Annotated in this window: 20 protein-coding genes; 6 read left to right on the top strand and 14 right to left on the bottom strand. The window is 54.0% G+C overall.

The genetic code is table 11. The features are described 5' to 3' along the window. Nucleotides 1-70 precede the first annotated feature (70 nt). The 3 genes from ACT9TW_RS10590 to ACT9TW_RS10600 form a co-directional block, all read right to left on the bottom strand. Nucleotides 71-925 carry a hypothetical protein gene (locus ACT9TW_RS10590; RefSeq protein WP_182059883.1) on the bottom strand — a complete coding sequence of 285 codons (855 nt, stop codon included), beginning with the start codon at nucleotides 923-925 and terminating at the stop codon, nucleotides 71-73. A 312-nt stretch (nucleotides 926-1237) separates the two neighbouring features. Next, nucleotides 1238-1603, bottom strand: a complete 366-nt coding sequence (locus ACT9TW_RS10595; protein WP_446492322.1) for a hypothetical protein — start codon at nucleotides 1601-1603, stop codon at nucleotides 1238-1240. A 75-nt stretch (nucleotides 1604-1678) separates the two neighbouring features. After that, nucleotides 1679-3526: a hypothetical protein gene (locus tag ACT9TW_RS10600; protein WP_446492323.1), complete on the bottom strand. Its 1848-nt coding sequence runs from the start codon at nucleotides 3524-3526 to the stop codon at nucleotides 1679-1681. A gap of 421 nt (nucleotides 3527-3947) precedes the next feature. Between ACT9TW_RS10600 and fetA the strand changes: the two genes are divergently transcribed. Together fetA and fetB are read left to right on the top strand one after the other, a co-directional pair. Then, a complete protein-coding gene (gene fetA, locus ACT9TW_RS10605) occupies nucleotides 3948-4619 on the top strand; it encodes an iron efflux ABC transporter ATP-binding subunit FetA (RefSeq protein WP_182059886.1) in 672 nt (223 codons plus the stop codon). Further along, on the top strand, nucleotides 4612-5394 hold the full coding sequence (fetB, locus tag ACT9TW_RS10610) for an iron efflux ABC transporter permease subunit FetB (RefSeq protein ID WP_315688042.1): 783 nt from the start codon (nucleotides 4612-4614) through the stop codon (nucleotides 5392-5394). The genes fetA and fetB overlap by 8 nt, the downstream gene beginning before the upstream one ends. Nucleotides 5395-5444: 50 nt before the next feature. On the opposite strand, the gene ACT9TW_RS10615 is transcribed toward fetB, so the two are convergent. From ACT9TW_RS10615 to tesA, 3 genes are read right to left on the bottom strand one after another with little or no spacing between them, the layout of a single operon-like run. After that, complete coding sequence (locus tag ACT9TW_RS10615) at nucleotides 5445-6299, bottom strand: co-chaperone YbbN (protein WP_182059888.1); 855 nt, start codon at nucleotides 6297-6299, stop codon at nucleotides 5445-5447. 59 nt (nucleotides 6300-6358) lie between these two features. After that, the gene (locus ACT9TW_RS10620; RefSeq protein ID WP_182059889.1) at nucleotides 6359-7168 is read right to left on the bottom strand and encodes an SDR family oxidoreductase; all 810 of its coding nucleotides are present in this window, start codon (nucleotides 7166-7168) and stop codon (nucleotides 6359-6361) included. After that, the gene (gene tesA / locus ACT9TW_RS10625; protein ID WP_446492324.1) at nucleotides 7149-7781 is read right to left on the bottom strand and encodes a multifunctional acyl-CoA thioesterase I/protease I/lysophospholipase L1; all 633 of its coding nucleotides are present in this window, start codon (nucleotides 7779-7781) and stop codon (nucleotides 7149-7151) included. Before tesA ends, ACT9TW_RS10620 begins: the two co-directional genes overlap by 20 nt. Between tesA and ybbA the strand changes: the two genes are divergently transcribed. The 3 genes from ybbA to ACT9TW_RS10640 all read left to right on the top strand — a co-directional run bounded on the left by ybbA (nucleotide 7752) and on the right by ACT9TW_RS10640 (nucleotide 12177). Further along, complete coding sequence (gene ybbA, locus ACT9TW_RS10630; protein ID WP_014069187.1) at nucleotides 7752-8438, top strand: putative ABC transporter ATP-binding protein YbbA; 687 nt, start codon at nucleotides 7752-7754, stop codon at nucleotides 8436-8438. The genes tesA and ybbA overlap by 30 nt on opposite strands. Further along, entirely contained in the window at nucleotides 8435-10849 is a 2415-nt protein-coding gene (gene ybbP / locus ACT9TW_RS10635; RefSeq protein ID WP_446492325.1) for a putative ABC transporter permease subunit YbbP, read from the top strand. Before ybbA ends, ybbP begins: the two co-directional genes overlap by 4 nt. Nucleotides 10850-11031: 182 nt before the next feature. Next, a complete protein-coding gene (locus ACT9TW_RS10640) occupies nucleotides 11032-12177 on the top strand; it encodes a porin (protein WP_182059893.1) in 1146 nt (381 codons plus the stop codon). A 122-nt stretch (nucleotides 12178-12299) separates the two neighbouring features. Here ACT9TW_RS10640 and mnmH read toward each other — a convergent pair whose 3' ends face one another. The 7 genes from mnmH to ppiB form a co-directional block, all read right to left on the bottom strand. Continuing rightward, the gene (gene mnmH / locus ACT9TW_RS10645; protein WP_446492326.1) at nucleotides 12300-13370 is read right to left on the bottom strand and encodes a tRNA 2-selenouridine(34) synthase MnmH; all 1071 of its coding nucleotides are present in this window, start codon (nucleotides 13368-13370) and stop codon (nucleotides 12300-12302) included. Nucleotides 13371-13458: 88 nt separating this feature from the next. Next, nucleotides 13459-14526 (bottom strand): 5-(carboxyamino)imidazole ribonucleotide synthase, encoded by a 1068-nt coding sequence (gene purK, locus ACT9TW_RS10650; RefSeq protein WP_446492327.1) that lies wholly within the window; start codon nucleotides 14524-14526, stop codon nucleotides 13459-13461. After that, nucleotides 14523-15032 carry a 5-(carboxyamino)imidazole ribonucleotide mutase gene (gene purE, locus ACT9TW_RS10655; RefSeq protein WP_182059896.1) on the bottom strand — a complete coding sequence of 170 codons (510 nt, stop codon included), beginning with the start codon at nucleotides 15030-15032 and terminating at the stop codon, nucleotides 14523-14525. The genes purK and purE overlap by 4 nt, the downstream gene beginning before the upstream one ends. Before the next feature lie 174 nt (nucleotides 15033-15206). Then, on the bottom strand, nucleotides 15207-15392 hold the full coding sequence (locus ACT9TW_RS10660; RefSeq protein WP_446492328.1) for a hypothetical protein: 186 nt from the start codon (nucleotides 15390-15392) through the stop codon (nucleotides 15207-15209). A gap of 70 nt (nucleotides 15393-15462) precedes the next feature. Beyond that, nucleotides 15463-15672 (bottom strand): YdgH/BhsA/McbA-like domain containing protein, encoded by a 210-nt coding sequence (locus ACT9TW_RS10665; protein ID WP_014069194.1) that lies wholly within the window; start codon nucleotides 15670-15672, stop codon nucleotides 15463-15465. 151 nt (nucleotides 15673-15823) lie between these two features. Next, complete coding sequence (gene lpxH, locus ACT9TW_RS10670; protein ID WP_446492329.1) at nucleotides 15824-16546, bottom strand: UDP-2,3-diacylglucosamine diphosphatase; 723 nt, start codon at nucleotides 16544-16546, stop codon at nucleotides 15824-15826. A gap of 3 nt (nucleotides 16547-16549) precedes the next feature. Then, a complete protein-coding gene (ppiB, locus tag ACT9TW_RS10675; protein WP_014069196.1) occupies nucleotides 16550-17044 on the bottom strand; it encodes a peptidylprolyl isomerase B in 495 nt (164 codons plus the stop codon). A gap of 174 nt (nucleotides 17045-17218) precedes the next feature. Here ppiB and cysS point away from each other — a divergent pair, with 174 nt between their 5' ends. Then, nucleotides 17219-18604, top strand: coding sequence for a cysteine--tRNA ligase (gene cysS, locus ACT9TW_RS10680; RefSeq protein WP_014069197.1), 1386 nt, complete (start codon nucleotides 17219-17221; stop codon nucleotides 18602-18604). Nucleotides 18605-18696: 92 nt separating this feature from the next. Here the strand turns inward: cysS and ACT9TW_RS10685 are convergent, their stop codons facing one another. Then, nucleotides 18697-19218: a metal-dependent hydrolase gene (locus tag ACT9TW_RS10685; protein ID WP_446492330.1), complete on the bottom strand. Its 522-nt coding sequence runs from the start codon at nucleotides 19216-19218 to the stop codon at nucleotides 18697-18699. Between the last annotated feature and the right edge of the window lie 13 nt (nucleotides 19219-19231).

Consider the following 19231-nt stretch of genomic DNA (forward strand, 5'->3'; position numbering starts at 1 on the left):
GCCCCTGTAAAGAGGTGGGAAGCGCATCAGAGGTAATAAAAAGCCCTGCCAGATGGGCAGGGCAAAGGGATCAAGCACCCGGATGGGTATATGAAAAGTCTGCGATAAACTGCTCGCCCGCGTCGGCGATAGCTTTGGATAAGCCCTGATAGTAATTTTCCAGCCCAATGGCTTCAATTTGCTGGATTTGCTCGCGAATAGGGGCACAGAAGAGAACCGCGTTACCGGCTTCAACACGTTTGTTATTCGGAGGGAGATCGTCTGCGATCGCTTTAAACCACGTTCGGATCCCCTGCTTTAAGCTGTGCGGGGCCTTGGTCAGGTTTTCGATACCGGTCAGCACTTGCAGAGTAGGAAACTCGTCGGCAAATACGGCTGTTTTCATGCGACTAAAGAACTGGCAGAAAAGCTCAAATGAACCCAAATCTGTCACACGAGGCTTAGTGGTTTTACCGTTTTTGTTACCAGGCTTGCTAGCTTCTGACGTGGTCGCCGGGACCGCGTTGACCTTGTGCAGATCCAGACCAAACAGCAGATTACAGTGCGCACGGCGCTCTTTCAGCGGGTAAGACATCAGTACATCGATAAACTGGGTTGCCTTTACATCCGCAAGATCGTGGTTAATGAGCCACTGTGAACGCGCGAATTCAGCAGGGGAGACAAACCAGTCCGGTACTTCGTCGTAACGTTTTGATTTTCCCTTTCCGTCAAACTCAATAAAGTGCGCACCATCATCAAAGGCGAATTTGCAGTTTCTGAAGCTGCCAATCGTGGTGTTAACGATGAGCGCCTTTTTGACGAAATCGACAACTTCTGCACCGATGACAAAACTTGTGAGTTCCGAAGAATTGATGACTTCCATTAATGTTTCTACAGTAGGAACACCAGGCTTCAAAGAAGAAAACTCATAAAAGATATGTGTCATGCTGCATACTTCCTATAGTTATAAGGGTGCCAATTTGTACACGAAAAAGTGTAACACCACTCGATGCCTGAGGCTATTAGCTCTGCGTGCGGGAACTATGGCGAGATCACAAATGGAAGATATACGTTACTTTTTAATGTCAACATGTCAAACAGGATTGACATGTTGAAGACTACTTTTTTTAAGAATTGTGTCCTTTTCTCTTCTCAGTAGATGAATACATTAAATACACTTAACTAAGACTGTTATCAGATACAAAAAAGCCGCCTTAGCGGCGGCTTGATTGCAGTACGTTTATGAGTGGGACGCGTGTTATTTCAGGTAACCAATAAATCCTTCGCCTTGCTTTAGCAGCGCAACCTTGCCGCTCTTATAAACAACAATATTATACATACCCTGGCTATAACTTTTTGCTGAAGCGTTGTTTTCATCCAGTGCGGCGGGTTTACCGTCAACGGTTACCCAATCACCTGATATTACTACGGTTATCCCATAACCTTTCACCGTTCTTTTCTTCGCTGACTGTGCTTTTTGCAGCGCGGGCAGAACGGAATACTGCCCCTGTGTATTTTGCACCATCGGTGGGACTGCCATCATCCCCTTGGGCTGATTACGCTGCGCGAACCCGCTCAGGCTCACTACGGCAAATGCCAGCGCGGTAAGCATCTTCAATTTCATCCTGACACCTTAATTAATAAGAGAAAGTTAACAGGTCGTTTTTATGACGACCTGAACATGACATGGTGAGTGAAATCAGAAATCGCCAGAAATACCGGCACCTGCCATCCAGCCGCTGTCGAATGACGTTGACGCCTGCATGTTTACAGCGACATGGCTGGTTAGCCCTTTCTGAATACCGCCGGCCAGTGCTGCTCCGTCACCGTTAGCGGTACCGGTGGAAAGTGCCCATGCGTTGTCGGAGTGATAGTGCAGGCTGGACATGGCCGCCGCGTTGTTCAGACCGCGTTTCAGTTCATCACGGGTGTCCTCAATATCTTTCGCGTTACGATCGATTTTCTGACTGTTTTGAGAAATTGCGTCCGAGTTGCTGCTCACTTTGCTACGCGTGGCCTGATCAACGTAGTACGTGTTTACATGCTGAACCGTTGTTACGGTGTTTGTGCCACTTGTCGGGGTAACCGGGGCTTTGGTGGATGGCTTCAGGCTGGTTGCCGGAATGACGGTCCCATTTGTTGTCGGGGTAATGACCGGTGGCGCAATCAGGGCAGCCTGTTTTTTAGCAATATCCTGGCGGTAAAGCGTTGGGTTCACGGTCGGCACAGTCTGTGTCGTCGTGGTCGGGTTTACCACTGGTGGTGCAATCAGGGCAGCCTGCTTTTTGGCGATATTCTGGCGGTAAAGCGTTGGGTTAACACTCGGCACAGTTTGCGTCGTCGTTGTGGTTGTCGTCGGGTTCACAACCGGCGGCGCGATCAGGGCAGCCTGCTTGTTGGCGATAATCTGACGATAAAGTGTCGGGTTAACACTTGGCACAGACTGTGCGATCGGCGTTGGTACCTTCATTGGCTGCGGGGTCAGCTGGGTCGGCAACACCGGGATTTTCTGCGGTACGGACTGTGCAATCGGCGTTGGCACCTTCATTGGCTGCGGGGTCAGCTGGGTCGGCAACACCGGGATTTTCTGCGGTACGGACTGTGCAATCGGCGTTGGCACCTTCATTGGCTGCGGGGTCAGCTGGGTCGGCAGCACTGGGGTTTTCTGCGGCACGGACTGTGCGATCGGCGTTGGCACTTTCATTGGCTGCGGGGTCAGCTGAGTTGGCAGCACCGGGGTTTTCTGCGGTACGGACTGCGCGATCGGCGTCGGCACCTTCATTGGCTGCGGGGTCAGCTGGGTCGGCAACACCGGGATTTTCTGCGGCACGGACTGTGCGATCGGCGTTGGCACTTTCATTGGCTGCGGGGTCAGCTGAGTTGGCAGCACCGGGGTTTTCTGCGGTACGGACTGCGCGATCGGCGTCGGCACCTTCATCGGCTGCGGGGTCAGCTGGGTCGGCAGCACCGGGATTTTCTGCGGTACGGACTGTGCGATCGGCGTTGGCACCTTCATTGGCTGCGGGGTCAGCTGGGTCGGCAGCACTGGGGTTTTCTGCGGCACAGACTGTGCGATCGGCGTTGGCACTTTCATTGGCTGCGGGGTCAGCTGAGTTGGCAGCACCGGGGTTTTCTGCGGTACGGACTGCGCGATCGGGGTTGGCACGTTCATTGGCTTAGGTGTTGGCTGGGCGGGGATCTTTTGTGGTGCCAGTGTGCGAAGCGCGCGGTTCGCTGCATCCACCTGAAGCCTGCCTAATCGGGCATCCTGACGTGTCTGATCGACCTGCTTGAGCGCTGCATCATGAGCTTGTATCGCTTTTTTGGCTTCGATCGAATTCTGACCGTACGTAAGAATCGTATTGCCCATCGCAATATTGGCAATGTGCTCTTTATACATTGCCGTGCTATACGATTTATCCGCAAGATGGGAGAATTGTTGCGCACCCTTAAGGTTTGCAGCTGCTTGTTCAGGGGTTATTGCATATGTTGCAGGCACAATGCACAGAGCAACAACAGAGGCCAACAATTTAACGGTGGTTTTCATCTTTAATTTCCTGACGGTAATACTGGGGGGTTAATTCAAATCAGCAAAGTCTTTTATGACTTATTAAAATGATTTTCTTTGTCTTAAATTAGTCTTTGTGTTGTTGTTGTGTCTTTGTTGTGTCTTTTGTTTGACTGATTTTAGAGTGTGTAAAAGTGTGTATTTTTGATTTAAATCATTAATCAGTGTTTAATAAGTCAGTATTTAATCATTTTTAAATCTGTATGTAGTCTGTGGCTTTCAGATGAAATATGTGTTTTTTTTGATCGAAAATTGTTTGAACCTGCTTTTTTAGGGGATTTACAGCGAGGAAAGGAACACAAGGGCATTTCTCGGAAGGATTGTTTTGTGTGAGCAGATAAAACGAATGTATACATTAAGTCTTTTGTAAGTCTTAATGTATACAATCACTGGAAACAATATGAACGACAAAAACGTGATTTTGCATATCAAGGATGTTGGGTATCGTGCCGGAGAGAACACCATTCTTCAGCATGTCGATTTTTGCCTTTCTCCTGGTGAATTCAAACTGATAACCGGCCCGTCAGGCTGTGGAAAAAGTACACTGCTGAAGATTATTGCGTCCTTACTCAGCCCTACCGAGGGGACGATTCTGTTTGAAGGGAAGGATATCGCTTCACTGTCGCCCGAAAGCTATCGGCAGCAGGTGTCATACAGCGTGCAAACACCTACTCTGTTTGGCGATACGGTTTACGACAACCTGATCTTTCCGTGGCAGATCCGTGGGAAATCACCTGAACCCGAAAAACTGATTGCCGACCTCGCCCGCTTCGGATTGCCGCAAGAGACACTGACAAAATCGATAACGTCGCTTTCTGGTGGGGAAAGGCAGCGCGTATCCCTGATCCGTAATTTGCAGTTTTTACCGAAGGTACTGCTGCTGGATGAGATAACCAGCGCTCTCGACGAGAGCAATAAGCGCAATGTTAACGACATCATCCATCGGTATACCCGCGAGCAGAACATCGCTGTGCTGTGGGTAACGCACGATGCAAACGAAATTACCCATGCGGATGATGTCATCAGGCTGCAGCCGCAGGGCCGGAAAATGCAGGAGGCAAACCGTGGGTGAGCATAATATAACCAACGGATCGCTGGCGCTCTCTCTGGTACTGGTGCTGGTGGCGATTGTCGTCAGTTACCGTGAAAAACTGGGGCTGGAAAAAGACATTCTGATTGGTATCTGTCGCGCCGTTTCGCAACTTATCGCTGTTGGATTTGTGCTGAAGTACATTTTCAACGTCAACAACGCGGTGCTGACGCTGCTGATGGTGCTCTTTATCTGTTTCAACGCGGCGTGGAATGCGCAGAAGCGTAGTAAATACATCGATAAGGCATTTGTTTCGTCGTTTATCGCCATTACTACCGGGACGGCGTTAACGCTCGCGGTTCTGGTGTTTTCAGGATCTATCGCGTTTTCACCGATGCAGGTTATCCCCATTTCCGGGATGATCGCCGGTAATGCGATGGTGGCCGTGGGGCTGTGCTACAACAACCTTGGGCAGCGCTTTAGCAGCGAACAGCAGCAGTTACAGGAAAAGCTAAGCCTGGGTGCGACACCAAAAGTGGCCTCGGCACGGCTAATCCGCGAGAGTATTCGTTCATCGCTGATCCCAACGGTTGATTCTGCGAAAACGGTCGGACTGGTGAGCTTGCCCGGCATGATGTCAGGGCTGATTTTTGCCGGGATCGACCCGGTAAAAGCGATTAAATATCAGATTATGGTGACGTTCATGCTGCTGTCTACCGCGAGCCTGTCGACCATTATTGCCTGCTATCTGACGTATCGTAAATTTTACAATTCACGCCATCAGCTGGTGGTCACGCAGTTGAAAAAGAAGGAGTAAACCGTCTTTTGTAGGCCCGGTAAGGCGAAGCCGCCACCGGGCACTCTGCATCAGTACAACAGCGCGTACAGCTGGCGGCGATACTTCGATGCCAGCGCATCACCCGTACCCAGCGCGGCAAGGATCTCCTGGAACATCTTACGCGCCTGGCCATCCGCGGCGGCCAGATCTTTTTGCAGATGGCTGAACAGCAGTTCCAGCGCCTCTTCGTTACGGCCCACCTGATGCAGCTGCAACGCCAGCTGGCTTGCCAGCGCAGCATCGGCCGGGTTGCTGGCAACCTGCTGCTGGAGCTGCTGAATTTCAGGGGTGTCCGCCGCCTGTTTCAGCAGTTCAATCTGTGCGACCAGACCCTGATAGCGCGTATCCTGATCCTGAAGCGGGACCGTTTTCAGCACCGCTTCCGCATCTTCTGAGCGGTGCAGGGCAATCTGTGTTTCTGCCAGCAGCAGGCCAATCTGGCTATTCTGATTCGACAGCTGCCACGCGTCTTTCAACAGTGGCAGGGCTTCGTCGTATTTACCTTCCTGCATCAGTGCGACGGCTTCCTGAGCTTTCAGCTCTTCTTCACGCGGCAGCACTTTATCCAGCAGCGCACGAATAACTTCTTCAGGCTGCGGCCCCTGGAAACCATCGACAGGCTGGCCGTTCTGGAACAGATAGACCGTAGGGATTGAGCGCAGGCCAAACTGAGAAGCCACCATCGGCTCGGCGTCGCAATCCAGCTTCGCCAGAATAAACTGACCATTGTATTGCGCGGTCAGGCTTTCCAGTACCGGCGTCAGTTGCAGACAGTGTTGGCTGCGTTCAGACCAGAAGTAGAACAGCACCGGTTTGGTCATCGACTGTTCGAGTGTCTGATGCAGGTTAGCTTCAGTAATGTTTACGATATTCTGTGCGGACATACGTCATTCTCTGTTTATCAGTTTGTTCTTACATGGGGGGCAAGCAGCGTTGCTTCAACTCAACCGTGTAAAATTTTGTCCATCATCCGGCCAGGAAGCAGGCGTTTTAACCAGCCAACGGCATGGGTGACAAGCGTCACCGGATAGCGCATTTTGGGACGATCGCTTTCGAAAGCATGGCGCACTTTGGCGACAACCGCTTCCGGGCCCAGCGTAAAACGTGCGGCAATACCGGGATTTTCGACCGGTTTATCTGACTGCGTCTGGTTCACGTTGTCGGTAAAGCGGGTACGAATCGGGCCGGGTTCAATCAGGCTCACCTTAATCCCGCTGTGACGCAACTCCATGCGCAAGGCATCAGACCAGGCTTCCAGCGCATATTTACTGGCGGCGTACGCGCCGCGCCCGGGGGTCGAAATCAGCCCCATCACGGAGGATGTCATCACGATACGCCCTTCGCCGTGTGGCAACATGGCGGGCAGCAGGCGCATAGTGAGCTGATGCACCCCGAAGAAGTTAGCGGAAAACTGCTGCTCCAGCTGTTCGCGTGAGATGGTGTGCAGCGGGCCGTAAACACCGTATCCCGCATTGTTGAAAAGGCCGAACAGGCGGTTGTTGGTAAGGGTAATGACTTCATCGGCCGCGCGTTCAACGCTTTCCGGTGAATCCAGATCCAGCAATATGCCGGTAAAACCCATCCCGTTCATGCGCTCGACATCTTCGGGTTTACGGCAGGCGGCCAGAACCCAAAATCCCTGACGTTTTAATTCGAGAGCACTTTCAAGACCAATTCCGCTGGAACATCCTGTTATTAAGACCGATTTTTGCATAACTTTACCTGTCAGGATCTCAGCTGTGTGACGAGTCATGTTTAACTAAAGGAGCCAGCCGTGTTGCCATCCAGTCGGCAATAAACGGTTGAGCATCGCGATTGGGGTGGATACCGTCGTCTTGCATCCATTGGGGTTTTAGATAGACCTCTTCCATGAAAAATGGCAGCAGCGGAATATCAAACTCTTTGGCAAGCTTCGGGTAGATCGCGCTAAAGGCTTCATTATACCGACGACCGTAGTTGGCGGGCAGACGAATTTGCATGAGCAATGGTTTTGCATTCGCGGCCTTAATGTCCTGCAAAATGGTGCGCAGCGTTTGTTCCGTTTGCTGTGGCTGGAAGCCGCGCAATCCGTCATTACCGCCAAGCTCCACCAGCACCCAACGTGGCTGATGTTGTTTGAGAAGGGCAGGCAGACGCGCCAGCCCCTGTTGTGAAGTATCGCCGCTGATGCTGCCATTAATAACCGGCGTTTTTGCCTGCCATTTGTCATTAAGCAGTGCAGGCCACGCTGCGTTAGCGGCCATGCGATAGCCGGCGCTCAGGCTGTCACCCAGTACCAGTAACGTATCTGCCGCTGCCGCGCGGAAGGTCATCAGAATCAAAAACAGGAAGGGCAAATGCCAGCGGAAAACATTGTTGAAGTTCATCGTCTTAAGAAGTCCGTCGGTCAGGGTGAACACGAGTTGTCCATCCTCACCGGAGTTGAACTTGTTGTCAAACGCGCCGAAACCCTGGCGCTGATCGGTGAGTCTGGCTCCGGGAAATCGACGCTACTGGCCATTTTAGCCGGGCTGGACGACGGCAGCAGTGGCGAGGTTAACCTGGTTGGCCAGCCGCTGCACGCGCTTGATGAAGAAGCCCGCGCCGCACTGCGTGCCAGACATGTCGGCTTTGTCTTTCAGTCCTTCATGCTCATTCCAACCCTGAATGCGCTGGAAAACGTGGAGCTTCCTGGTCTGTTACGCGGTGAAAATACCCGTGAGAGCCGTGACCATGCCAAAGCGTTACTGGAACAGCTGGGTCTTGGCAAACGTCTTGATCATCTCCCGGCGCAGTTATCCGGCGGCGAGCAGCAGCGCGTGGCGCTGGCACGGGCATTTAATGGCCGCCCGGAAGTGCTCTTTGCCGACGAACCTACCGGTAACCTCGACCGCCAGACCGGGGATAAAATTGCCGATCTGCTGTTTTCGCTCAATCGCGAACACGGCACAACGCTGATTCTGGTCACCCACGATCCGCAGCTTGCCGCCCGTTGCGACCGCCGGTTGCGGCTGGTCAACGGTGAACTTCAGGAGGAAGCATGATATCCCGCTGGTTCTGGCGCGAATGGCGCTCGCCATCGCTGCTGATTGTCTGGCTGGCCTTAAGCCTGGCGGTGGCCTGCGTGCTGGCGCTTGGCAGCGTCAGCGATCGCATGGAGAAAGGCTTAAGCCAGCAAAGTCGCGAATTTATGGCCGGCGATCGGGCATTGCAAAGCTCGCGAGACGTGCCGCCTGCCTGGATTGAAGAAGCCCGCAAGCTGGGGCTGAAAGTGAGCGAGCAGCTCAGCTTCCAGACCATGACGTTTGCGGGTGACACGCCGCAGCTGGCGAGCGTCAAAGCCGTTGATGATATTTATCCGATGTACGGTGAGCTGCAAACCAATCCGGCAGGGTTAAAACCTGCGCCCGGCACGGTGTTGTTAGCCCCGCGGCTGATGGCGTTGCTGAACCTGAAAACAGGCGACAGCATCGATGTCGGCGATGCCACCCTGAAAATTGCCGGGGAAGTAGTGCAGGAGCCTGATTCGGGATTTAACCCGTTCCAGCTTGCCCCACGGCTATTAATGAACACCGCCGATGTGGCAAAAACCAACGCCGTACAGCCGGGGAGCCGCGTCACCTGGCGCTACAAGTTTGGCGGCACGCCCGCCCAGCTGGATGCATACGAAAAATGGCTCTTGCCGCAGTTAAAACCGGAACACCGCTGGTACGGGCTTGAGCAGGACGAAGGGGCGCTTGGGAAATCGCTTGAGCGCTCGCAGCAGTTCCTGTTGCTCTCTGCGCTGCTCACACTGCTGCTGGCCGTGGCGGCAGTGGCGGTGGCGATGGGGCACTACTGTCGCAGTCGCTATGACCTGGTCGCCATTCTCAAAACCCTTGGGGCGGGCAGGGCGCAACTGCGTAAGCTGATTGTCGGCCAGTGGTTGATGGTGCTGGCGCTGTCGGCGGTCACTGGTGGCGTGATGGGGGTACTGTTCGAAAACGTGCTGATGGTGCTGCTAAAACCGGTGCTGCCTGCTGCCCTTCCACCCGCAAGCTTCTGGCCGTGGCTCTGGGCCGTGGGCGCGATGGTGGTGATTTCCTTGCTGGTGGGGCTGCGCCCGTACCGGCTGCTGCTGGCTACACAGCCACTGCGAGTGCTGCGGCGTGATATGGTGGCTAACGTTTGGCCGCTGAAATATTACCTGCCTGCGATTGTGGTGGTAGTGGTGGGGTTGCTTGCCTGGCTAATGGGGGGCAGTACCTTGCTCTGGGCCGTGCTGGCGGGGGCCGTGGTACTGGCGTTGTTGTGCGGCGTGCTGGGCTGGATGCTGCTTAACGTACTGAAAGGGTTGACGATAAAATCGCTCCCCGTTCGCCTGGCGGTAAACCGTCTGCTGCGTCAGCCGTGGTCAACGCTGAGCCAGCTCTCCGCATTTTCGCTGTCGTTTATGCTGCTGGCATTGTTGCTGGTACTGCGCGGTGATCTGCTGGACAGGTGGCAACGGCAGCTTCCACCCGAAAGCCCGAACTATTTCCTGATCAACATCGCGCCTGAACAGGTCACAACGCTGAAGGCGTTCCTCTCAGAGCATAAGATCGTTCCTGAATCCTTCTACCCGATTGTTCGCGCACGCCTGACGCAAATCAATGGAAAGGTGACGGAGGGTAATCAGGATGAGGCGCTTAACCGTGAACTGAACCTGACGTGGCAGGATAAACGCCCGGATCATAACCCGATCACCGCCGGAACCTGGCCACCGAAAACCGGGGAAGTGTCGATGGAAGAAGGGCTGGCGAAACGCCTGAACATTGGGCTGGGAGATAAGGTCACCTTTACCGGTGACACGCAGGATTTCAGCGCTACGGTGACCAGCCTGCGCAAGGTCGACTGGGAAAGCCTGCGACCGAATTTCTTCTTTATCTTCCCTGCGGGCGCACTGGACGGGCAACCGCAGAGCTGGCTTACCAGTTTCCGCTGGGAGAACGGCAACGGTATGTTGACCCAACTGAACCGCGAGTTCCCGACCGTGAGCCTGCTGGATATTGGCGCGATCCTGAAACAAGTGGGACAAGTGCTGGAGCAGGTGAGCCGCGCCCTTGAAGTTATGGTGGTGCTGGTGACTATCTGCGGTGTGCTGCTGTTGCTGGCTCAGGTGCAGGTCGGGATGCGTCAGCGCCATCAGGAGCTGGTGGTGTACCGTACGCTGGGTGCCGGGAAACGTCTGCTGCGCACTACCCTGTGGTGTGAGTTTGCCCTGCTGGGGCTGGTGGCTGGTCTGGTGGCGGCCATTGGTGCTGAAACGGCGCTGGCGGTACTCCAGACCAGGGTCTTTGACTTCCCGTGGGAGCCGGACTGGCGATTGTGGTTCACGCTGCCTGTTTGCGGTGCGGTGCTGTTGTCACTGTGCGGCGGCTGGCTTGGCACTCGGTTGTTAAAGGGCAAAGCGCTATTCCGCCAGTTCGTTAGTTAGTTCAGTGTTGTGATGATTACGTACCGGTTTATATACCGGTACGTAATCACTTAGTAGCACAAATCGATAATACCCATTATTTTAGTAGCACAAATCATTAAAAACCCGCCCACACAGCCATATATTTTCCAGTTAATATTCACCTGCTAAATATTTAGCAGCGTGTCTATCAAGGAAAAATAATGACTATAAAAAAAACAGCGCTGGCGGCAACGATCGGCGCGGCAGTGGCATTGACGTCTTTCGCAACTCAGGCGGAAATCACTGTTCTTAAACAAGATCCACAGGCGGGCGATCCGCTGAGCCGTCTTAATTTCACCGTTGGCGGCAGTATCCGTCCTCAGTTCAACATGATGACTGGCGACGGCGACAAAGGTTCCTACAAACGTAATGGCTTCGACGGCGGCACTCGTTTCCGTTTCGCAGCAGATTACTATCTGTTTGATGACATCAGCTGGGTAAGCTACTACGAGCTGGGTGTGAACATTCCTGCGCTGTTCGACTGGGACAACCACTACAAAGAAGGTTCCAACAACACCTCTCGCCGGATGCTGTACACCGGCCTGAAGAGCAACACCTGGGGTACGCTGACCTTCGGTCAACAGAACAGCGTTTACTATGATGTGGTTGGCGCGAAAACCGATATCTGGGACTACGACATGATCGGCCAGGCACCAGGAAACGGTATTAACGGTGACTATGACGGTTCTTATCGTTCACGCAAGATGCTGAAATATAAGAAAACTGTAGGTGATGCTGATATCTATGCATCCTACCTGTTCGAAGATAATGAATACCTGCCAGGCAACGGCCTGCGTTACAAACGTAAAGGCGGCGGTTCACTGGGTCTGGATTATCACCTGACCAAAGAGCTGACCTGGGGTACGGCGTGGAACTACACCCGCGCGGATATGCGTAATCCGGAAAATGGCGACAGCGAAACGTACAACCAGAACATCCTGGGTACGGCGCTGAGCTGGAAACCTGACAACTGGACCTTCTCCGCTGGCGGCGGCTGGTACCAGAACTTCCTGACCACCAAAAAAGTGTCTACTGATAACTACTTTGCTGGCGATGCATGGGGTATCGAGTACTTCGCAGGTTACACATTCCCAATCAATCAGTATGCGGTTAAAACTATCCAGCCTTACTTCATGGGTGACCGTATTGAGTACGTGAATGGCCGTAACTACCAGCGCATCGACAACGGCGTGGGTATCAGCTTCCAGCTGGATTACGGTTTCCGTGTTGACTACGAACACGTGTTTACCTCCAGCACCGACGATCTGGGCGATATGAACCTGGTGCGTCTGCGTTACGACTTCTAAGTTTGAGTCATGGGGTGCGGTCTGATGCCCTCACCCTGGCCCTCTCCCACAGGGAGAGGGAATAAAAACCAAAAACGGCAACCTGGGTTGCCGTTTTGCTTTCACCTTGCCACCCGGCTTATTCAGCGATTAAGCCAGTCTGCTACCTCAGCGAACGTCCCGCGATACACAATCTTCTCTGCTTTTTTCTCCAGCTGATAGCCGTACATCGGGTCGTAATAATCATTCAGCAGCGGCGCAAGCCAGCTAAAGTGCGCTTCGGTGCTGCCGGAACGCTGCTGTTCCAGAAGTGCGCTATCTAATAACGCGGTAAATTCAGCAAAGCGCTGTAGCCCCAGGCGCCGGCGAATGGCGAACAGACCGTGGTGCAGATACTCGCTGTACTCCTTCCAGCCAGCCTCTTCACCATAAGCGGCGGAAAAATCGGCCCACATATGGTCGAAATACTCTTCGCGCAGGCGTTCAAGGCGAATGTCGAACGGGTCGTCCACTACCACAATTGAAGACTGCACCATGCGATCGCGCAGGCACTCCGGCAGGTGGTTGGAGCCAATCATGCGGCCTTCGTCTTCCAGCACCCAGCGTGCGGCATCTTTTTTTAACAGCTCAACCGCCAGCTGGTTTTCGAAACTCGCCTGCGAAAGCTGCGGCTGGAGCGTGCGGCCAAACGACGAACCACGATGATGCGCCAGCCCTTCCAGATCAACCCCCTGCGCGTGCTGCTTCACCAGCAGGGTTTTACCGCTGCCGGTACAGCCGCCAATCAGCACCATCGGTTTTTGCACCTGCTCGACGGTGGCCAGAATGGCTGTCTGACGCAGCACCTTATAGCCGCCCTTGACCAGCGGATAATCAACGCCGGCCTCTTTCAGCCAGGCCTGGGCGATATGCGAACGCTGCCCGCCACGCGCGCAGCAGAAATAGCCGTTGGGGTTTGCCAGACTTGCTTCGCGCCAGGCATGAATGCGCGCCTCGCGCGTGTCGCCCATCACCAGACTATGGCCGAGTGCCAGCGCGGCTTCAGGCCCCAGGCGTTTATAGCAGGTGCCGACGGCAGCGCGTTCGTCGTCGTTCATTAAGGGCAGGTTGATTGCGGCGGGCATCGCGCCCTGTGCGAATTCGATCGGCGCGCGAACGTCGATTAAAGGGGTATCAGACGCGAGGATCGCGCGATAGTCCGTTCCATCGTTCATGGTGATTCCAGAAGAGAACTAAGCAGTAATGATGGGCGGGAATTGTACGCCGGGGAAAGAGGAGGTCAACTCCCCGGCGGAGGGAGAACTATTTAAGCTTCGACTGTGCCCAGACAATACCGCTGGCGTACTCTGGCGGCAGCAGCGGAATAATGGCCTCAAGCGTCGCGCTCAGACGACCTTCATCAGTGTCGTTCAGATTAAGGTGACCCACCTTACGTCCAGGACGCACTTCTTTGTCGTACCAGTGCAGATGCACCAGCGGCAGCTTAAGCCAGTCGTAGTTCAGATCGGTACCGATCAGGTTGACCATCACTGATGGGCTGTTCACCACCGGTTGCGGCAGTGGCAGGTCAGTAATGGCGCGCAGGTGCAGCTCAAACTGGCTGATGGATGCACCGTTTTGCGTCCAGTGTCCGCTATTGTGCACGCGCGGAGCCAGTTCGTTAATTAGCAGCCCGGCTGGGGTGACAAAGCACTCCATCGCCATCACGCCCACATAACCCAGCTCATGCATGATGGCCGAGAGCATATCTTCTGCCTGCGCCTGCTGTGCGGCATTTGCCTGCGGGAAGACGACGCTGGTGCGCAGAATGCCATCCTGATGCAGGTTGTGCGTCAGCGGATAAAACACGGTGCTGCCATCGTGCGCACGGGCGCCGACCAGCGAGACTTCGCCGCTAAAGTTGATGCCCTGCTCAACAATGCACTCACCGTAGCAATCGTCCGGCAGTTCGGCGGTTTCACTGGCGCGTAAGCGCCACTGCCCGCGACCGTCGTAACCGCCCACGCGACGCTTCACAATCGCCAGTTCGCCGAGCATGGCAAACACGTCGTTCCATTCGCTTTTATCGGACAGCAATTGCCACGGCGCGGTCGGCAGACCAAGTTTGTCGAACAGCTGTTTTTGGGTCAGACGGTCGGCAATGATCGGGAACACGTCACGGTTAACAAAAGCGTTATGACGCGCCAGCTCACGGGTCAGGGCTGTTTCCGGCCAGCGTTCGATCTCAGCGGTGATTACGCTCTGATGAAAAGGCACGGCTTCCGGTTCGGCATCCAGCCCGACGGGCCAGACGGAAATCCCCAGCGGTTCACCGGCCTGGCGCAGCATTCGGCCTAGCTGACCGTTGCCGAGAACGCAAACCTGTTTCATGCCGCACCCCGCGGATCCGGGTTATCCAGCACCTCGTCAGTTTGGGCTTTACGCCAGTCAGCCAGACGCTGATGTAACGCTTTATCGTGAGTCGCCAGAATCTGTGCGGCCAGCAGCGCGGCATTTGCCGCACCGGCTTTGCCAATCGCCAGCGTACCCACCGGAATACCGCGTGGCATCTGAACAATTGAGTAAAGGCTGTCAACGCCGCTTAATGCAGCGCTTTGTACCGGAACACCTAATACAGGAACCAGCGTTTTTGCGGCAATCATGCCTGGCAGATGTGCTGCGCCGCCCGCACCGGCAATGATCACCTCGTAACCGTTCTCTTCAGCGCTTTCGGCAAAGCTGAACAGTTTATCGGGGGTACGGTGTGCGGAAACCACTTCAACATGGTGCGGAACATTCAGGATTTCGAAGATTTCGGCGGTGAACTGCATGGTAGCCCAGTCGCTTTTGGACCCCATCACGATGGCGACACGCGCCGGATTATTGCGGGAAGACATGCGTCTTAAAACTCCTGTGGTGCGAAACACACTGCTTTCGAGGGCACAGAGAATAGCATGTAATACGGGCAAGGAAAACGGTTGCGCGGCTAAAACTTGAGCCGTTGTGGCCACCCGCGCATAACAAAACAGACCGCATCTGGCGGTCTGTTTAGCGAAAATCTCTGGCGATTTTTACAGGAGATTTCCTGCTGTCAGGTTTTCTTTATCGAATGCATGGCCGACATCAATATGATTTTCCATGCTGGTGTCGATATTCGAACCTGCTTCCGGGGTGGAGAAGCGATGCTCCGCCGCCATCGCGCCAGTGGACAGGACAGTGGCCAGCAGCAGGGTGCTCACGATGCTGATTGTTTTCATTCTCTGTTCCTTACTCATCGTATTGTCGCTGTCGCTTGTCTGTTTACTGGCGGCACGGCAATCAGGGGTCTTATTTAGTCAGTTCTGCAGTCATGTGAACACGGTTGTTGAACTGTGCGCTGGTGATTTTGTATGACGCCCCCTGTTCAGCAGCCTGTGCGGCAATTTTGGCTTCTGCACGGTCAATGGTAGAGGCGGTAGCACTGACGCTCTGAGCGAAAGAACCGAAAGAGATCAGAGAAAGAGCGGCAACTGCAACGAAAGTTTTGATGGATTTCATGGTCGTATTCCTTAAGTGTTTTGTCTGTAGTAGGGCGTGTTGCCCTGATGTGATAAATAATAGACCGACCATGGATTGATTAAAATCGAAACAATTTGCCGATATCATTCAAAAAAACTGAATGCATTTGATCATTTAGTGCGGTGGGGTATCAGAAAGGAAATGCGATCAGTTCCACGCCTTCGGGCGTGACTTTTACCATTGAGCCTTCGCTGTGCCAGGCACCCAACACGACGCGATGAGCGGGTTCGCTGTTGGCGGTAAGCGAATGGACGTCCGGGCGATGGGTATGACCGTGGATCAGCCATTGCACGCGGTGTTTTTCCATCACATCGATAACCGCCTGTGGGTTAACGTCCATGATGGTCATTGATTTGCTGCTGTTGGCGGCTTTACTGCCTGCGCGCATTTTCGCGGCGATGCGATTGCGGATAAACAGCGGCAGAGCCAGGAACAACGTTTGGATCCACGGGGTGTGGACTTTGGCGCGAAACGCCTGGTAGCCGGTATCGTCGGTGCAGAGCGTATCGCCGTGCATGATTAACACCTTGCGGCCATACAGGTCGAGTACCTGTTCTTCCGGCAGTAAGATCATGCCGCTTTCACCGGCGTAACGTTTGCCGAGCAGGAAATCACGATTGCCGTGGATGAAGTAGCAGGGGACCCCGGAATCAACCAGCGCCTTAATGGCGGCGGCAATATCGTGGTGCAGCGGGTTGGGATCGTCGTCGCCAATCCAGGCTTCAAACAGGTCGCCCAGAATGTAAAGCGCATCGGCGTTTTTGGCTTCACCGCGTAAAAAACGCAGAAAACCGGCGGTGATCGCCGGTTCTTCTGTTTGCAGATGTAAATCTGCAATAAAGAGTGTCGCCACGAATTACTCGCTGACGGTCACGCTTGTAATCACAACGTCTTCTTTAGGAACGTCCTGGTGCATACCGCTGCGGCCAGTAGAAACGCCTTTGATCTTGTCAACAACGTCCATACCTTCAACCACTTCTGCGAATACGCAGTAGCCCCAACCTTGCAAGCTTTCGCCAGAGAAGTTCAGGAAGTCGTTGTCAGCCACGTTGATGAAGAACTGCGCGGTTGCTGAGTGTGGAGCCTGTGTACGGGCCATTGCCAGCGTACCACGGGTGTTTTTCAGACCGTTGTTTGCTTCGTTTTTAATAGCTTCTTTAGTTTCTTTCTGGTTCATGCCAGGTTCGAAACCGCCGCCCTGGATCATAAAACCGTTGATCACACGGTGGAAGATGGTGTTGTTGTAGAAACCTTCGCGGCAGTAGTCCAGGAAGTTTTTAACTGTTTCAGGCGCTTTGTCATCAAAAGTCTTGATTACGATATCGCCATGATTAGTGTGGAAAGTAACCATTTTTGCATCCTGTTCCGTTATTGTGGTGCGTCAACCCATATTCGGGTCACATATAGGGGCTTGTTATAGCATAACCACAGGATGCGATCACCTTGCATTGTGTGCTGCTTCGGGTTTGAATTACGGGTAGAATACCCGGTTTTCGTCCACACACGTGTTTACATGGAATCTTCGATGTTAAAAATCTTTAATACAATGACGCGCCAAAAAGAGGAATTTAAACCTATCCATGCCGGGGAAGTCGGCATGTACGTGTGTGGTATTACGGTTTACGATCTCTGTCACATCGGCCATGGCCGCACCTTTGTTGCTTTTGACGTGGTTTCTCGTTACCTGCGTTTCCTGGGCTACAACCTGAAGTATGTGCGTAACATCACCGACATCGACGACAAAATCATTAAACGCGCTAATGAAAATGGCGAGAGCTTTGTCGCGCTGGTGGATCGCATGATCGTTGAAATGCATAAAGACTTTGATGCATTAAATATTCAGCGCCCGGACAGCGAGCCGCGTGCGACCCACCATATTCATGAAATTATCGACATCACTGAGAAGCTGATCGAACGTGGTCACGCCTATGTGGCGGATAACGGCGACGTGATGTTCTCTGTGCCAACCGATCCGGCTTACGGCAAATTGTCCCGTCAGGATCTGGATCAGTTGCAGGCCGGGGCGCGCGTTGACGTCGTTGACGTGAAGCGTAACCCGATGGACTTCGTTCTGTGGAAGATGTCCAAAGAGGGTGAACCAAGCTGGCCATCTCCTTGGGGTGAAGGCCGTCCGGGCTGGCACATCGAGTGTTCTGCGATGAACTGCAAACAGCTGGGCAACCATTTCGATATCCACGGCGGTGGTTCTGACCTGATGTTCCCGCACCACGAAAACGAAATTGCGCAGTCTACCTGTGCGCACGGCGGCGAGTACGTTAACTACTGGATGCACTCCGGGATGGTGATGGTTGACCGCGAGAAGATGTCGAAATCGCTCGGCAACTTCTTCACCGTGCGTGACGTGCTGAAATATTACGATGCAGAAACCGTGCGCTACTTCCTGATGTCCGGTCACTATCGTAGCCAGCTGAACTACAGCGAAGAGAACCTGAAACAGGCCCGCTCTGCGCTGGAGCGCCTGTATACAGCACTGCGCGGTACCGACAAATCGGTGGCAGCAGCCGGTGGTGAAGCCTTCGAAGCGCGCTTCGTTGAGGTGATGAACGACGACTTCAACACCCCGGAAGCCTACTCCGTGCTGTTCGATATGGCGCGTGAAGTGAACCGCCTGAAATCCGAAGATATGGCCGCGGCCAATGCGCTGGCGTCCCATCTGCGTAAGCTCTCTTCGGTACTTGGCCTGCTGGAGCAGGAGCCTGACGTGTTCCTGCAAAGCGGTGCGCAGGCGGACGACGGCGAAGTGGCAGAGATTGAAGCCTTGATCAAAGCTCGTCTGGAAGCGCGTCAGGCAAAAGACTGGGCAGCGGCAGATGCGGCGCGTAACCGTCTGACCGAGATGGGTATCATTCTGGAAGATGGCGCGCAGGGCACGACCTGGCGTCGTAAGTAGTTTTGGTGCGCGCTGATGCCCTCACCCCAACCCTCTCCCACAGGGAGAGGGCGTAAAAACTAAAAACGGCAACTCTGGTTGCCGTTTTGCTTTTACCTTCGTTTCCACCACAACAACCCCGTCAGCACCGCCCCCGGCAGCCATACCCACAGCAGTTCTGAGATAATCACCTGGTGCCCATAAGGTGTGGTGTAGCGCGACAATGCAAACGGCGCGACCCTAATTACCTGCCACGGTGCAAAGAAACGTTCATCCGACCACGGCCACAACCAGCCGACACCTTTACCTCCGGTGGTAATCGAATCCAGCAGAGTGTGCGACAGCAGCGACACGGTTAAAAACAGCCAGCAGCGCGTCAGGCTGGCTGTGAACCACCTTTTCCCGATCAGCACGCTGAATATCGGCACCACAAAAGCAAACAGCAGTGAATGGGTAAAGCCGCGGTGGCCGAAAATATTGCCATAGGCGACGCCGAACTTGAACGCAAGAACGTCGGCGTCGGGCAGCATGGCGAGAATAATACCGGCAAACAGAAGGCGAGGAGGGATGACTTTGCTTCCCAGGCCTAAGCCCAGGCAAAGGGGTACAGCTGCGTGCGTGATAACGGTAGGCATTGCAATTATCCAT

It is taken from the genome of Enterobacter sp. C4G1, assembly GCF_052886895.1.

Coding starts and splice junctions, on each gene's coding strand:
- ACT9TW_RS10590 (WP_182059883.1), bottom strand. CDS start 925: ATGACACATATCTTTTATGAGTTTTCTTCTTTGAAGCCTGGTGTTCCT.
- ACT9TW_RS10595 (WP_446492322.1), bottom strand. CDS start 1,603: ATGAAATTGAAGATGCTTACCGCGCTGGCATTTGCCGTAGTGAGCCTG.
- ACT9TW_RS10600 (WP_446492323.1), bottom strand. CDS start 3,526: ATGAAAACCACCGTTAAATTGTTGGCCTCTGTTGTTGCTCTGTGCATT.
- fetA (WP_182059886.1), top strand. CDS start 3,948: ATGAACGACAAAAACGTGATTTTGCATATCAAGGATGTTGGGTATCGT.
- ACT9TW_RS10615 (WP_182059888.1), bottom strand. CDS start 6,299: ATGTCCGCACAGAATATCGTAAACATTACTGAAGCTAACCTGCATCAG.
- ACT9TW_RS10620 (WP_182059889.1), bottom strand. CDS start 7,168: ATGACTCGTCACACAGCTGAGATCCTGACAGGTAAAGTTATGCAAAAA.
- ybbA (WP_014069187.1), top strand. CDS start 7,752: ATGCCAGCGGAAAACATTGTTGAAGTTCATCGTCTTAAGAAGTCCGTC.
- tesA (WP_446492324.1), bottom strand. CDS start 7,781: ATGAACTTCAACAATGTTTTCCGCTGGCATTTGCCCTTCCTGTTTTTG.
- ybbP (WP_446492325.1), top strand. CDS start 8,435: ATGATATCCCGCTGGTTCTGGCGCGAATGGCGCTCGCCATCGCTGCTG.
- ACT9TW_RS10640 (WP_182059893.1), top strand. CDS start 11,032: ATGACTATAAAAAAAACAGCGCTGGCGGCAACGATCGGCGCGGCAGTG.
- mnmH (WP_446492326.1), bottom strand. CDS start 13,370: ATGAACGATGGAACGGACTATCGCGCGATCCTCGCGTCTGATACCCCT.
- purK (WP_446492327.1), bottom strand. CDS start 14,526: ATGAAACAGGTTTGCGTTCTCGGCAACGGTCAGCTAGGCCGAATGCTG.
- purE (WP_182059896.1), bottom strand. CDS start 15,032: ATGTCTTCCCGCAATAATCCGGCGCGTGTCGCCATCGTGATGGGGTCC.
- ACT9TW_RS10660 (WP_446492328.1), bottom strand. CDS start 15,392: ATGAAAACAATCAGCATCGTGAGCACCCTGCTGCTGGCCACTGTCCTG.
- ACT9TW_RS10665 (WP_014069194.1), bottom strand. CDS start 15,672: ATGAAATCCATCAAAACTTTCGTTGCAGTTGCCGCTCTTTCTCTGATC.
- ppiB (WP_014069196.1), bottom strand. CDS start 17,044: ATGGTTACTTTCCACACTAATCATGGCGATATCGTAATCAAGACTTTT.
- cysS (WP_014069197.1), top strand. CDS start 17,219: ATGTTAAAAATCTTTAATACAATGACGCGCCAAAAAGAGGAATTTAAA.
- ACT9TW_RS10685 (WP_446492330.1), bottom strand. CDS start 19,218: ATGCCTACCGTTATCACGCACGCAGCTGTACCCCTTTGCCTGGGCTTA.